Origin of the sequence: Xanthomonas hawaiiensis, from assembly GCF_031834635.1 — a bacterium.
Lineage (GTDB): Bacteria > Pseudomonadota > Gammaproteobacteria > Xanthomonadales > Xanthomonadaceae > Xanthomonas_A > Xanthomonas_A sacchari.
Genome location: NZ_CP115873.1, coordinates 2,754,727 through 2,769,200 on the forward strand (window position 1 = coordinate 2,754,727; position 14,474 = coordinate 2,769,200).

General features: G+C 69.6%; 10 protein-coding genes and 1 tRNA gene. 3 read left to right on the forward strand and 8 right to left on the reverse strand.

The annotated features are described in order from the left end of the window. Positions 1-25: 25 nt before the first annotated feature. Positions 26-1,819, forward strand: a complete 1,794-nt coding sequence (locus PG878_RS11805; RefSeq protein ID WP_209029115.1) for a putative bifunctional diguanylate cyclase/phosphodiesterase — start codon at positions 26-28, stop codon at positions 1,817-1,819. A gap of 28 nt (positions 1,820-1,847) precedes the next feature. Here the strand turns inward: PG878_RS11805 and PG878_RS11810 are convergent, their stop codons facing one another. Both PG878_RS11810 and PG878_RS11815 read right to left on the reverse strand, forming a co-directional pair. Beyond that, positions 1,848-3,410 carry a sodium/sugar symporter gene (locus tag PG878_RS11810; RefSeq protein WP_010340044.1) on the reverse strand — a complete coding sequence of 521 codons (1,563 nt, stop codon included), beginning with the start codon at positions 3,408-3,410 and terminating at the stop codon, positions 1,848-1,850. Positions 3,411-3,506: 96 nt separating this feature from the next. Continuing rightward, positions 3,507-6,125: a glycoside hydrolase family 3 protein gene (locus tag PG878_RS11815; protein WP_209029114.1), complete on the reverse strand. Its 2,619-nt coding sequence runs from the start codon at positions 6,123-6,125 to the stop codon at positions 3,507-3,509. 392 nt (positions 6,126-6,517) lie between these two features. Between PG878_RS11815 and PG878_RS11820 the strand changes: the two genes are divergently transcribed. Further along, positions 6,518-8,482 carry a PhoX family protein gene (locus PG878_RS11820; protein WP_209029113.1) on the forward strand — a complete coding sequence of 655 codons (1,965 nt, stop codon included), beginning with the start codon at positions 6,518-6,520 and terminating at the stop codon, positions 8,480-8,482. Positions 8,483-8,551: 69 nt separating this feature from the next. Here the strand turns inward: PG878_RS11820 and pgi are convergent, their stop codons facing one another. The 6 genes from pgi to pcnB all read right to left on the reverse strand — a co-directional run bounded on the left by pgi (position 8,552) and on the right by pcnB (position 14,230). Then, positions 8,552-10,066, reverse strand: coding sequence for a glucose-6-phosphate isomerase (pgi, locus tag PG878_RS11825; RefSeq protein ID WP_209029112.1), 1,515 nt, complete (start codon positions 10,064-10,066; stop codon positions 8,552-8,554). Next, complete coding sequence (gene panD, locus PG878_RS11830) at positions 10,063-10,443, reverse strand: aspartate 1-decarboxylase (protein WP_019798646.1); 381 nt, start codon at positions 10,441-10,443, stop codon at positions 10,063-10,065. The genes pgi and panD overlap by 4 nt, the downstream gene beginning before the upstream one ends. A gap of 176 nt (positions 10,444-10,619) precedes the next feature. After that, positions 10,620-11,459 (reverse strand): pantoate--beta-alanine ligase, encoded by an 840-nt coding sequence (gene panC / locus PG878_RS11835; protein ID WP_209029111.1) that lies wholly within the window; start codon positions 11,457-11,459, stop codon positions 10,620-10,622. Further along, positions 11,456-12,274, reverse strand: a complete 819-nt coding sequence (gene panB / locus PG878_RS11840) for a 3-methyl-2-oxobutanoate hydroxymethyltransferase (protein WP_209029110.1) — start codon at positions 12,272-12,274, stop codon at positions 11,456-11,458. Before panB ends, panC begins: the two co-directional genes overlap by 4 nt. A gap of 31 nt (positions 12,275-12,305) precedes the next feature. After that, positions 12,306-12,815 (reverse strand): 2-amino-4-hydroxy-6-hydroxymethyldihydropteridine diphosphokinase, encoded by a 510-nt coding sequence (folK, locus tag PG878_RS11845; RefSeq protein ID WP_209029109.1) that lies wholly within the window; start codon positions 12,813-12,815, stop codon positions 12,306-12,308. After that, entirely contained in the window at positions 12,812-14,230 is a 1,419-nt protein-coding gene (gene pcnB, locus PG878_RS11850) for a polynucleotide adenylyltransferase PcnB (protein ID WP_209029322.1), read from the reverse strand. The genes folK and pcnB overlap by 4 nt, the downstream gene beginning before the upstream one ends. Before the next feature lie 30 nt (positions 14,231-14,260). Here pcnB and PG878_RS11855 point away from each other — a divergent pair. Next, positions 14,261-14,335 (forward strand) — tRNA-Glu (locus PG878_RS11855). The last annotated feature ends 139 nt before the right edge of the window (positions 14,336-14,474 follow it).

Below are 14,474 nucleotides of genomic sequence, written 5' to 3' on the forward strand. Positions count from 1 at the left end.
CCTGCTCCCGGGCCGATAACCCGGCATGCTGAAGTCTCCCCCACCCGCCTTGCTGGACGAGCCGCAACGGCTCAGTGCCCTGCGCCAGCTGTGCCTGCTGGACACGCCGGCCGACCAGGTCTTCGATCTGGTCACCCAACTGGCGTCCCGCTACCTGCGGGTGCCGATCGCGCTGGTCTCGCTGATCGACGAACAACGCCAGTGGTTCAAGTCCCGGGTCGGTCTGGGCGTACCGCAGACGCCGCGCAGCCAGGCGTTCTGCGCCTACGCGATCCACAGCCCGGAACTGATGGTGGTGCCCGACGCGCGCCAGGACCCGCGTTTTCGCGACAACCCGCTGGTCACCGGACCGCCGTTCATCCGCTTCTACGCCGGTGCGCCGCTGCTGATGGCCGATGGCGCCAGCCTCGGCACGCTGTGCGTGATCGACAGCGAGCCGCGCCACGAGTTCGACGAGGTCGCGCGCCGCACCCTGCAGGACCTGCGCGACCTGCTGATGGTACGCATCGACACCCTGCGCAACAGCGGCTTCGTCGACGCGCTGACCGGCCTGCCCAACCGCAGCCGCTTCAACGACGACCTGACCATGTGGCTGTCGCTGCAGACCGCCGACCAGCACGATACCGCGGTGGCGATCGACGTGTGCGGCATCGACTATTTCCGCGACATGGTCAAGGCGCTGGGCTGGGAGTATGCCGAGGGCTACCTGCTGGCCGCCCGCGACCGCCTGCGCAAGGCGCTGGGCAACCTGCCGCTGTACCGCATCGACACCACCACCTTCGTGTTCATCATGGAAGGCAGCGACACCGCGCATCTGGAGTACTGGTGCGAGCACGTCTGCGACGCCTTCGCCGCGGCGATCGACCACCAGGGCATTCCGCACGCGGCCAGTCCCTCGCTGGGCGCGGTGCGCCTGGACGGGGCGCTCAGCGCCAATCACACGGTGCGCTCGCTGACCACCGCGGTGGACATGGCGCGCCAGCGCGGCCAGCGCTGGAGCCTGTACGAGCGCAACCACGACGCCAACCAGCGCAACGCCTTCCGCATCCTGGCCGCCTTGCCCGAAGCACTGGAGGCGCGGGGCCAGCTGAGCCTGCACTACCAGCCGCGGGTGAGCCTGCGCAACGGCGACTGCGTCGGCGTGGAAGCGCTGCTGCGCTGGCAGCATCCCTTGCTGGGACAGGTGGCGCCGAACGACTTCATCCCGCTGGCGGAAAAGACCGCGCTGATGAGCCGGATCACCGCCTGGGTGCTGCGCACCGGCATCGCCCAGGCCGCGCTGTGGCAACAGCGCGGTTACACCTTCAGCGTCGCGCTGAACGTGTCGGCGGTTGACCTGGAACAGGCCGACTTCATCGCCCGGCTGCAGGCATTGCTGCAGCAGCATGCGCTGGCCCCGGGCGCGCTGGAGATCGAATTCACCGAGAGCGCGATGATCCGCGACCCGCAGCGGGTGGCCCAACAACTGCAGCAGATCAGCGCGCTCGGGGTGAAGATCGCCATCGACGACTTCGGCACCGGCTACAGCAACCTCGGTTACCTGAAGAACATCCCGGCCAGCGCGCTGAAGATCGACCAGTCGTTCATCCGCGCCCTGCCCGGCAGCCGCAGCGACGGCATGCTGGTGCCGTCGATGATCCATCTCGGCCACGACTTCGGCCAGCAGGTGGTGGCCGAGGGCATCGAGAGCGAAACCGTGTACCGGATGCTGCGCGAGTGGGGCTGCGACGAAGGCCAGGGCTACTGGATCGCGCGGCCGATGCCGGCCGAGGCGCTCGACGCCTGGCTGGCCGAGCCGTGGCATGGCGGCGACGCCTGAGCGCACCGCGCCACGGCCCGCCTTTGGCTCACCAGAACACCGCGTACAGCGCCACCAGGATCGCGATCACCACGGCGGCGCCGAGCTTGAAGCCCAACGTGGTGCCGTAGCGAACATCGTCGGTGCGGATCAGGTCGCGCGCCGGCGCCAGCGGAGTGAGCAACGACACCACCACCGCCGCCACCAACGAGAGCACGAACACCAGGCCGATGCGGTCCATGAACGGCAGTTCCGGCCACAGCTTCTTCAGCGCGAACGACAGCAGCACCGAGCCGATCGCCGCGGTCAGCGCCCCAGCCTCGTTGGCGCGTTTCCAGAACAGGCCGAGCATGAAGATCACCACCACGCCCGGGGTGAAGAAGCCGGTGAATTCCTGGATGAACTGGAAGCCCTGGTCGAAATTGCCCAGCAGCGGACGCGCGGTGAGGATGCCGATCAGCACCGAGGTCACCGCGGCCACGCGCCCGACCCGCACCAGTTGCGGCTGGTCGGCCTGCGGGCGGAACTTGGCGTAGAAGTCCAGGGTGAAGATCGTCGCCACCGAATTGATCTTGGACGCCAGCGAGGCCACGATCGCCGCCACCAGCGCGGCGAACACCAGGCCGAGGATGCCGCTGGGCAGCAGTTGCATCATGGTCGGATAGGCCTGGTCGGGCTTGGCCAGGTCCGGCGCCAGCACCACCGCGGCGATGCCCGGCACCACCACCACCACCGGCATCAGCAGCTTCAGGAACGCAGCGAACACCATGCCCTTCTGCGCCTCGCCGATGTTCTTGGCCGCCAGCGCGCGCTGGATGATGTACTGGTTGAAGCCCCAGTAGCTGATGTTCATCACCCACAGGCCGCCGAGCAGCACGCTCAGGCCCGGCAGATCCTTGTAGAAGGGATTGTCCTTGGACAGGATCATGTGGAAGTGCTCGGGGTGCGCGTTCCACAGGTGGCGGAAGCCGGCGAGCACGCCGGCGCCGTCGCCGATCTTCGACAGGGTCAGACCGGCAACCAGCAGGCCGCCGAGCACCAGCAGGGTGACCTGGACGATGTCGGTCAACGCCACCGCCTTCAACCCGCCATAGAGCTGGTAGACCAGCGCGAACACGCCGATCAGCGCCAGCGCCAGGGTCTGGTCCATGCCGGTGACCTGGCTCACCGCGATCGAACCCAGCCACAGGATCGAGGTCAGGTTGACGAACACGTACAGCAGCAGCCAGAACACCGCCATCAGCGTGCGGATCCACTTGCCGTAGCGCTGCTCCAGGAACTGCGGCATGGTGTAGATGCCGTTGCGCAGGAAGATCGGCAGGAAGAACTTGCCGACGATCAGCAGGGTCAGCGCCGCCATCCACTCATAGGAGGCGATCGCCAGGCCGATCGCATAGCCCGAACCGGCCATGCCGATGATCTGTTCGGCGGAAATGTTCGCCGCGATCAGCGACGCGCCGATCGCCCACCACGGCAGCGTCTTGCTGGCCAGGAAGTAATCCTCCGCGCTCTTGCGATGCCCGGCCTTTTCCCGCGACACCCATTGCGCGAGCAGGAAGATGCCCGCCAGGTAGACCACCACGATCGCCACATCCAACGTCGCCAACCCCACTGCCTTCTCCTACGGGCCGCAGCCCTGTCGCACCGTTGTCCATGACGCCGCCCGCGTGGGCGGCGCCGCTCGTTCAAGAAAACCGTTCGCTGCCGCTCACTGCAGCGGGCAGTCGACCACGCTCTGCGCGTCGTTGCTGCTGCCCAGCGCGATCCGCGACAGCGCCAGATCCAGCGCGCCATCGCTCTCGATCTCCGGCAGGCGCTCGAGCCGGGTCAGGTCGGCGCCGGCCGCCGCGAAGCATTTCAACGGCACGCCCAGCGTGCGCCACTCGCCCCTGGGCAGCGCGGCCAGCGCCTTGCCCAGGTCCACGCGTGCGCCGCAGTCGTGGCCGCAGGCCACGCCGATACGCACGGCTGCGCTGGGCGCCGCATCCACCTTCAGGGTCAGGATCAGCTGCACGTCGCCATTGCTCTCGCGCGAGACGTCCAGCGGCTTGGGCAACACCAGCGCCAAGCCCGACTTGCCGCTGCCGGACCAGACGAAGCGACGCGCATCCTCCTGCGCCTTGTTGTCGATCGCGGTGACCTTCAGCGATCCGTCGGCCAGCGCCGCCGGGAAGGTCGCCGCCGGCAGGTTGGCCTGGGCGCCGCCGAACAGGATCATGTTGATGCCCACCGCCGGCTTGCCGCGGTCCAGATACACCCCGCCCACCGCCTGCGCGCCGGACACGCCCGACACCTCGGACAGGCGGCTCAGATCGCCCTTGTCTTCGTAGGTGAGGCCGTAGCCGAAGGCGAACTGCGGGTTGTAGTTCTTCTGCCCGACATTGTTGGCGAACTGCACCGCGGTGCGCGGCCAGGAGAAGCTCAGCTTGCCGTGGAAGTCGGACTGCACGCTGCCGTCGGGCTTGCGCAGCAGCACGTCGGCGATGCCGGCGCCTTCCGAGCCCGGCAACCAGGCCGCGACGAAGGCGTCGGCGGCGTTGATCTCGCGGTTCACCCACAGCGGCCGCCCGCTCAGGAACACCGCCACCACCGGGATGCCCTGCGCCTTGAGCGACTTGATCAGTTCCAGGTCGCTGTCGTCGCCAGGCTTGTACAGCAGCGTGGCGATGTCGCCCTGGAATTCGGCGTAGGGATGCTCGCCGAACACCACCACCGCCACATCCGGCTTGGTGGTGAACTTGCCGTCCACCGCCAGCTCGGCGCTGCCGCCGGCGGCGCCGACCTGCTGCTGCAGGCCTTCCCAGATGGTGGTGCCGTTGGGGTAGTCGGCGCGCTTGGTGCCGGTGCCCTGCCAGTTCAGGGTCCAACCGCCGGCCTGCTTGCCCATGTCGTTGGCGCCGTCGCCGGCCACCAGCATCTTGAGCTGCGGCTTCAGCGGCAGCAGCTGCCCCTGGTTCTTCAGCAGCACCAGCGATTCGCGCACCGCCTGCCGCGCCACAGCGCGGTGCTCGGGCGCGCCGAGCAAGGCGAACTTGCCACCGAGCGGACGCTGCGACGGCTTGCCGGCCTCGAACAGGCCCAGGCGCAGCTTGACCCGCAGGATGCGCCGCACCGCATCGTCCAGCCGCGCCATCGGAATCTCGCCCGACTTCACTGCCTTCAGCGCGTTCTCGTAGACGCCCTTCCAACTGTCCGGGGCCATCAGCATGTCGACGCCGGCGTTGAACGCGGCCGGACAATCGTCCTTGCGGCAGCCCGGCACTTGGGCATGGCCGTTCCAGTCGCCGACCACGAAGCCGCCGAAATGCATCTGTCCCTTCAGCACGTCGGTCAGCATGACCGTGTTGCCGTGCATCTTGACCCCGTTGACGCTGTTGAACGAGGCCATCACCGTCTGCGCGCCGGCGGCGATCGCCGGCGGATAGCCGGCGCCGTGGATGTCGCGCAGTTGCTGCTCGCTGATCCGGGTATCGCCCTGGTCCTTGCCGTCGGTGGTGCCGCCGTCGCCGAGGAAGTGCTTGACCGAGGAGATCACGTGCGACCCGTCCAGGAAACCCGGCGTGCCGGGCACGCCCTGCAGCCCCTCGACCACCTTGCCGGCGAAGCTGGCCACCACCTCGGGCGACTCGGAATAGCCTTCGTAGGTACGGCCCCAGCGGTCGTCCTGCGGTACCGCCACGGTGGGGGCGAAGGTCCACTCCATGCCGGTGGTGCGCGTTTCGGCAGCGGTGATCTCGCCGATCTTGCGCATCAGCTCCGGGTCGCGGGTCGCACCCAGGCCGATGTTGTGCGGGAACAGCGTGGCGCCGACGATGTTGCTCTGCCCGTGCACCGCATCGATGCCGAAGATGATCGGGATCGCCGGGCCGGCGCCGTCGTTCTGCATCGACGCCGTGTAGTAGGCATCGGCCAGGGCCAGCCACTGCGCCGGGCTGGCATCGTACTTGCCGCCGGGATCGGAATTGCCGCCGGCCAGCACCGAGCCGATGTGGTACTTGCGCACGTCCTCCGGGGTCATGCTGCCGATGTCACCCTGCACGGTCTGCCCGACCTTCTGCTCCACCGACATCTGCGCCATCAGCTTGGTGATGCGCGCCTCCAGCGCCGGATCCTCCTTCAGCGGCCAGGCCGGCGACGGCCACCGGTCCGGATGGATCGGCGGCGGCGGCGCGACAGCCGGTGCGACCGGCCCGGAGCGACCCGGAACCGCGGCGGCCAACGCCAGCAGGCCAAGCGCAGCGGCCGCGGCCAGCGCCGTGCGAAGCGGCGCGCGCGCGCCAGCGGTCTGTGTGTGCAAGAGACTCCCTCCCAGGAACGGCGAACGCATGCCATGTCGCGGCCGGACCGCACACGCCGAGGTGCGGCCGGCGCCTACGCTTCCCGAATCGCCCCAAGCCTGTCAACCGCGGCGCGAGATATGCCTCGATGTCGCGCGGATATCGACTGACGCTATAGCGATGGAATACCGGGTTTGCTTGCCTGGGGTCGCGTCCGGGTCGTTGCCGACGCTCTCCGACGTCGTCCGCGGCCTCGGCGTTTGCTGCGTTGCAATATCAACCGGAGCAAGCACTGCGCAAGCCGGCGACGCATCCGAGGCGCCCACGCCGGCCTCGGCCGCTGGCAGATTTCAAACAAATGTCACCAACCGCGCCTAGGTTGGGCCGGGCCGGCACAGAGGGGGAGTGGCCGGTATCCCGTCCGTTCTGGAGAGTCCCCCCGATGTCGTATCTCCCCGATTCCGGTCGCCGCCGTGCCCTGCGCCTGCTGGCCGGTACCTCCCTGCTGCCGCTCGGCAGCCTTTCCGCCGCCGCCTTGGCGAGCGACACCGCGGCCGCGCGTCTGCCGCCCCAGCCCGGACCGCAGCCAGGCCGCCCACCAAGGCCGCGCGTGCGCGCGGTCAGCTTCGACGGCATGGCGGCGCCGTCGCTGGCCGAGCCGGCGGCGATGGCCACCACCAGCGTGCGCTCGCATGTCGATGTGATCCTGCATGACGGCAGCCGCCAGCGTTACGCCCTGGCCTACCGCCCGTTCTTCATGACCGGCGACCAGGTCCCCGACGGCGCCGGCGGCAGCGTGCTGGCCGGCGGCTACTACGACATCCACAACCGGCCGATCCTGGACCGCTCGGTCCCGGGTGCCGAGCGTCCGTTCTTCTCGGACTGTCCCGACGGCTCGTCGCTGCTGACCCTGCCGCACGCGCACGTGCCCGGCGTACGCGGCAACACGGTGTTCGCGGTGGTGCAGTTCGAGTACACCACGCGCGATCTGGCCGGCAACGGCACCTATCGCCAGCTGCCGGCGCCGATCGCGGTGCTGACGCTGGACCAGGACCCGCGCAGCGGCCACCTGCGCCTGGTCAAGTACCACAACGTCGACACCTCGGCGGTGCACGGCCTGTGGACCACCTGCGGCGCCAGCCTCTCGCCCTGGAACACGCATCTGTCCAGCGAGGAATACGAACCGGACGCGGCCAGCATCGCCGGCAATACCCAGTTCCAGCGCTTCAGCGAACACCTCTACGGCGATCCCACGCGCGCCAATCCATATCACTACGGGCACCTGCCGGAAGTGACCGTGCACGCCGACGGCAGCGGCAGTATCCGCAAGCACTACTGCCTTGGCCGCATTTCGCACGAACTGGTGCAGGTGATGCCGGACCGGCGCACCGTGCTGATGGGCGACGATGCCAGCAACGGCGGCCTGTTCCTGTTCGTCGCCGACCGCGAGTGCGACCTGTCCAGCGGCACCCTGTACGTGGCGAAGTGGCGGCAGCGCTCGGCCAGCGGCCCCGGCGCGGCGACGCTGGAGTGGATCCGCCTGGGCAGCGCCAGCAGCGACGAGATCGAAGCGATGGCCGACGTGCTGCGCATCGGCGACATCATGGACGTGGCCACGCGCGATCCGGGCGACCCCGGCTACACCCGCATTCCCTACAGCGGCGGCTTCAACTGGGTGCGGCTGCGCCCGGGCATGGAGCAGGCCGCCGCCTTCCTGGAAACCCACCGCTACGCCGCGCTGGTCGGCGGCAGCCTGGGCTTCACCAAGATGGAAGGCACCACGGTCGACACCCGCGACCGCATCGCCTATTCGGCGATGTCCTACATCCAGGGCAGCATGCTCGACGGCTCCGGCGACATCCGCGTGGAGGGCCCGACCGCCGGCGCGATCTATGCGCTGCCGCTGCGCGGCGGCCAGCGCGATCATCTCGGCCAGCCGATCCGCAGCGAGTGGGTACCGGTGTCGATGAGCGCGCCGCCCGCACTCACCGGCCGCGACCTGCCTGCGGCCGACGCGCTGGGCAATCTGGCCGACCCGGAGCGCATCGCCAATCCGGACAACATCAAGTTCTCGCAACGCCTGCGCACGCTGTTCATCGGCGAGGACAGCGCCATGCACGTGAACAACTTCCTGTGGGCCTACAACGTCGACACCGGCAAGCTGTCGCGCCTGCTGTCGGTGCCGGCCGGGGCCGAATCCACCGGCCTGCACGCGGTCGACGAGATCCATGGCTGGACCTACGTGATGAGCAACTTCCAGCATCCCGGCGACTGGGAAAGCCCGCTGCACGACAAGGTCAAGGCGCAGCTGGATCCACTGATCCGCGCCAACTACAAGGATCGCTACGGCGCCGCGGTGGGCTATCTCACCGGCGACCCGGTGGGATTGCGCCTGGACGAAGTCTGAGCGCAGCGTCCAGCATCGCAGACCGATCGCGCGAGCCGCCCAGGCTCGCGCGATCGGATGTTGACTCGCTCAGCCCTGCAACCGCGCCAGCACCGCGCGCGTCACCGGGTCGGCGATCTCGGTGGACTGGCCCTGCAGCACCGGCAGCAGCTGGCTGGCCAGTTGCTTGCCCAGTTCGACGCCGAACTGGTCGAAGGCGTTGATGCTCCACACTACCGACTGCACGTATACGCTGTGCTCGTACATGGCGATCAGCGCGCCCAGCGCCTGCGGGGTCAGCGCGTCGAGCAGGATCAGCGTGCTCGGGCGGCCGCCCGGGTAGTCGCGGGCCGGATCGTCGCTGCCCTGCCCGTTCGCCAGCGCCTCGGTCTGCGCCAGCAGGTTGGCCAGCAGCGCCTGGTGGTTGACGGTGTACGGGTCGTCGTTGCGGATGCAGCCGATGAAGTCGGCCGGCACGATGCTGGTGCCCTGGTGCAGCGCCTGGAAGAAGCTGTGCTGCACGTCGGTGCCGGCACCGCCCCACCACACCGGCACGGTGTCGGCCTCGACCGGACTGCCGTCCAGGCGCACGCGCTTGCCCAGGCTCTCCATCACCAGCTGCTGCAGGTAGGCAGGCAGCAGCGCCAGGCGCTGGTCGTAGGTCATCACCGCCTGCGTCGCGTAGCCGAGCAGGTTGCGGTTCCACAGCGTGGTCAGGCCATGCAGCACGGCCACGTTGCGCTCCAGCGGCTCGTTCAGGGCGTGGTCGTCGAACTGCGCGGCGCCTTCCAGCAATTGTTCGAAGGCATCGGCGCCGATCGCCAGCGCGATCGGGAAGCCCACCGCCGACCACAGCGAATAGCGTCCACCGACCCAGTCCCACATCGGCAGCACGCGGCCGGCGGCGATGTCGAAGGCCTTGGCGGCGCGCTCGGGGTTGGCGCTGACCGCGTACAGGCGCTCGCTGCCGCCCAGCCAGTCGCGCAGGATCTGGCCGTTGAGCAGGGTTTCCTGGGTGCCGAAGGTCTTGGAGATCAGCACACCGGCGGTGCGCGCCGGGTCCAGCGTGGCCAGGGTGCGCTGCATCGCCGCGCCGTCCACGTTGGAGACGAAGTGCACGCGGAAGCGCGCGCCGGTGACAGGGCGCAGCGCGTCGGCGACCAGGCGCGGGCCGAGATCGGAGCCGCCGATGCCGACGCTGACGATGTCGGTGACCTCGGTCTGCGCCAGGGCGTCGATCAGCGCGCGCATGCGCTGCTGCACCTCGCGCGCGCTGGCGTGGGCCTGGCCGGCCACCGGTGCGTCGGTGAGGTCGCCGCGCAGCGCCGTGTGCAGTGCGGCGCGGCCTTCGGTGACGTTGACCGTCTCGCCGCGGAACAGGCGCTGGAAGGCGCCGGCCAGGTCGTGTTCGGCGGCCAGCGCCAGCAGCGCGTCGAGCGCGGCGCGGTCGTACTTCTGCCGCGCGAAGTTGAAGTACAGCGGTCCGACCTGCAGCGCCAACGTCTCGGCACGGCCGGGTTCGGCCGCCAGCAGGTCGGGAAGGCGCGCCCCGCGCAGGCGCTGGGCGTGGGAATGCAGTGCGTCGAAACCGGTGGACTGTGTCATGCGGCCTGCTTTGGGATGCTGTGGTTGGTGTGGGTGATCTTGTTGTTGCCGTCCACGTAGACCAGGGTCGGCTGGAAGCGCGCGGCTTCCTCTTCGCTCATGCCGGCGAAGGCGGCGATGATGATCAGGTCGCCGACCTGCACGTGGCGCGCGGCGCCGCCGTTGAGCGAGATGATGCCGCTGCCCTCGTCGGCGCGGATCGCGTAGGTGCTGAACCGCGCGCCGTTGGTGACGTCCCAGATGTGCACCTGCTCGAACTCGCGGATGCCGGTCGCGTCCAGCAGCAGCCCGTCGATGGCGATCGAGCCTTCGTAGTTCAGCTCGGAATGGGTGACGGTGGCGCGGTGGATCTTGGTCTTCAACAGGCTCAGTTGCATGGCACGGGACTGCGGTCAGGAAAGACGCGCAGTTTAGCAGCCGAGGGGTGAAACGGCGGTGGCAGGCGGCGCCCGCCGTTAGCGTCGTAGGAGCGGCGTTAGCCGCGACCGGGCCTGACCGATGAAGGCCCGGTCGCGGCTAAAGCCGCTCCTACGACGGGATCAGGCGACCGCGCTCAGAATTCCAGGTTGTCGATCAGGCGAGTGCGGCCCAGGCGCGCGGCGATCAGCGCCACGCGCGGGCCGGTGGCGTCCTGCGGCTCGCTCAGGTCGGGCGTCCGCAACACGCTGTAATCGACCTCGAAGCCGGCCGCCTGCAGCTGCGCGGTCGCTTCCGCCTCCACCTCGGCGCGCGGGCGCCCGGCCAGGTGCGCCTCGCGCATCGCGCGCAGGGTGCGGTGGATCTGCGCCGCGCGCGGCCGCTCCTCGGCCGACAGGTACTGGTTGCGCGAGCTCATCGCCAGGCCGTCGGCCTCGCGCACGATGCTGCCGCCGAGGATCTCGATCGGGAACGCCAGGTCGGCGACCATCTGCCGGATCACCGCCAGCTGCTGGTAGTCCTTCTTGCCGAACGCCGCCAGGTCCGGCTGCACCTGGTTGAACAGGCGCGCGACCACGGTGCAGACGCCATCGAAGTGGCCGGGCCGGCAGGCGCCTTCCAGCACTTCGCTGACGCCCGGGGTGTGCATGCGCAGCGCCAGCTCCACGCCCAGCGGATACATGCTCTCCACCGTCGGCAGCCACAGCACGTCGCAACCGGCGCCTTCCAGGCCGCTGGTGTCGGCCTCGGGCGTGCGCGGGTAGCGGGTGAAATCCTCGTTCGGGCCGAACTGGGTCGGGTTGACGAACACGCTGGAGACCACGCGGTCGGCGTACTGTCGCGCCAGCATCACCAGCGAGAAATGGCCGGCGTGCAGGTTGCCCATGGTCGGCACGAAGGCCACGCGCAGGCCCTGCCGCTTCCAGCCGGAAACGATGGCGCGCAGTCGCGCCAGGTCGGTGACGGTCTCGATCATTTGGCGTAGGCGTGCTCGGCGTCGGGGAAGGTGCCGGCGCGGACCGCGTCGGCGTAGGCGCGGGCGGCGCCGGCGATGGAGCCGCCTTCGGCCAGGAAATCCTTGACGAAGCGCGGGCGGCGGTGGCCGCTGTCCAGGCCCAGGAAATCGTGCATCACCAGCACCTGGCCGTCGCACTCGGGGCCGGCGCCGATGCCGATGGTGGGGATCTCGATCTCGGCGGTGATGCGCGCGGCCAGTGGCGACGGCACGCATTCCAGCACCAGCAGTGCGGCCCCGGCCGCGGCGACCGCCTTGGCGTCGGCCAGCAATTTGGCCGCGGCGGCCTCTTCGCGGCCCTGGATCTTGTAGCCGCCGAAGGTCAGCACCGACTGCGGGGTCAGGCCCAGGTGCGCGCACACCGGGATGTCGCGTTCGCTGAGGAAGCGGATCACCTCCAGCTTGTGGCCGGCGCCCTCGAGCTTGACCATCTCCGCGCCGGCCTGCAGCAGCCGGGTCGACGCGTCCAGGGCGCGCTCGGGCGTGGCATCGGACTGGAACGGCAGGTCGGCCACCAGCAGCGCGCGCTGCAGCACCCGCGCCACCGCGGCGGTGTGGTAGACGATGTCGTCCACGCTCACCGGCAGGGTCGAGTCGTGTCCCTGCACCACCATGCCCAACGAATCGCCGATCAGGATCAGGTCCACCCCGTTGGCGTCGAAGGTGCGCGCGAAGCCGGCATCGTAGGCGGTCAGCATCACCAGCTTCTGCTGGCGGCGCTTGGCCTCGGCCAGAGCGGGAACGGTCCAGGGCTTGCTGTCGGCGTGGCTGCTCATAAGCTCATGTGCTGCGGTAATGAGCCGAGCATTATCTACCGATTGGCACGATCCCGCCGGTTTCGATGCGGTCGCGTGCGTCACGCACCGTTCCATGGCCCGGAATCGCCGCGTCCGCGGCGATCTCGGCCAGCGGCAGCAGCACGAACGCACGCTGGTGCAGGAACGGGTGCGGCACCTGCAGCCCCGGCAGATCGATCACCGCCTCGGCATACAGCAGCAGGTCCAGGTCCAGGGTGCGCGGCCCCCAGCGCTCGCCGGGCAGGCGCTGGCGGCCGTGGCGGTGTTCCAGGTCCAGCAGCGCCTGCAGCAGCTCCGGCGCCGGCAGCGTGGTGCTCACCAGCGCCGCGGCGTTGATGAAGTCCGGCTGGTCCTCGCGGCCCCAGGCCGGGCTGCGGTACAGCTGCGAGGCACGCAGCAGCCGGGTCTGCGGCAGCGTGTCGAGCGCGGCCAGGGCCGCGCGCAGGGTCGCCGCGGCGTCGCCAAGGTTGCCGCCCAGGCCGATGCAGGCCTGGACCGGCGCCGGTGTCGCGGCGCTCACTCGACGGGCGTGGCGGCGTCCGGGCGGCGGCGCCGGCGCCGGCGGCGCTTGGGGGTCTCTTCGCTGTCGGCCGGCGGCGCAAACGCCAGCTCGTCGCCGGCGTAGTCCACCTCCGGATCGAATCCGCGCGGCGGCGGCGCGTAGCCGGGCTGCTGCTGCAGTTCACGCCAGTAGGCGATGTCGGCCGCATGCTCGTCCGACGCGGACTGGCGCACGATCAGGAAATCGAACGCGGCGCGGAAGCGCGGATGCGACAGCGTGCGCACCACCCGCTTGCGCTGGCGCGAGGTGAAGCGCGACTGCAGCAGCCAGATCTCCTGCATCGGCAGCGAGAAGCGCCGCGGCAGCGCCACGGTGCTCAGCTGGTGCAGGGTCACCCGGTCGGCGGCGCGGCGTTGCGCCTCCTCCATCTGCATGCCCTGCTTCTGCAGGGTCATCAGCGCGCGGCAGTAGGCCGGCCACAACAGCAGCGCGAACAGGAACGCCGGCGACACCGGCTCGTCGTTGGCGACACGGTTGTCGGTGTTGCGCAGGCCCTCGATCAGCATCCGCCGCAGCGCGCCGCTGCGGTTGGAGCGCAGCGCCGCCGCGCTCTCCGGGAACAGCGCGGCGAGCAGGCCGTGCCGCTCCAGGCCCTCGAAGCTGGCCACGCCGTGGCCGGACAGGAACAGCTTGAGCACTTCCTCGAACAGCCGCGCCGGCGCGGCCTCGGCCAGCAGCCCGGCCAGGCGCGGGATCGGCTCGGCGGTGCCGGCCTCGATCTCGAAGCCGAGCTTGGCCGCCAGGCGCACCGCGCGCAGCATGCGCACCGGGTCCTCGCGGTAGCGCTGCTCGGGGTCGCCGATCAGCTTCATCAGCCGCGCCTGCACGTCCTCGAAGCCGCCGGTGTAGTCGCGCACCGAGAAGTCCTCGATGGCGTAATACAAGGCGTTGCAGGTGAAGTCGCGGCGCACCGCATCGTCCTCGATGCTGCCGTAGACGTTGTCGCGGACCAGGCGGCCGTTGTCCACCTCGCGGTCGCCGCTGCCGTCGTCGACATTGGCGCGGAAGGTGGCGACCTCGATGATCTCGCGGCCGTAGACCACGTGCGCCAGGCGGAAGCGGCGGCCGATCAGGCGGCAGTTGCGGAACAACTGCTTGACCTGCTCGGGGGTGGCGTCGGTGGCGACGTCGAAGTCCTTGGGCTGGACCTGGACCAGCAGGTCGCGGACCGCGCCGCCGACCAGGTACGCGCCGAAGCCGGCCTCGCGCAGCCGGTACAGCACGCGCAGGGCATTGGGGCTGATGTCCTTGCGCGAGATGGGGTGCTGATCGCGCGGGATCGCGCGCAGGGTGAATGGCGATGGAACTGGCGGATTGATGATGGCGCTTCCGTATCGGGTTGCGGGATTGCCGAAGGGCGGCGAGACCCATATACTAGCGCGCTGCAATCGACGCGACCAAACGCTCCCTTCGTCTAGTGGTTAGGACGTGGCCCTCTCAAGGCTAAAACAGGGGTTCGAGTCCCCTAGGGAGCGCCATCCTCGCCTCGCCTGCAGCGCGACACAGCAAAAACCCCGCCTTGGCGGGGTTTTTTGCGTTTCGGGGGCCGGCGACGCCTGGTCACCTGTGGCACAGGTGCACGGCGCCGGCCAGGCAGAGGTGGGCGTTGGCCAGTCC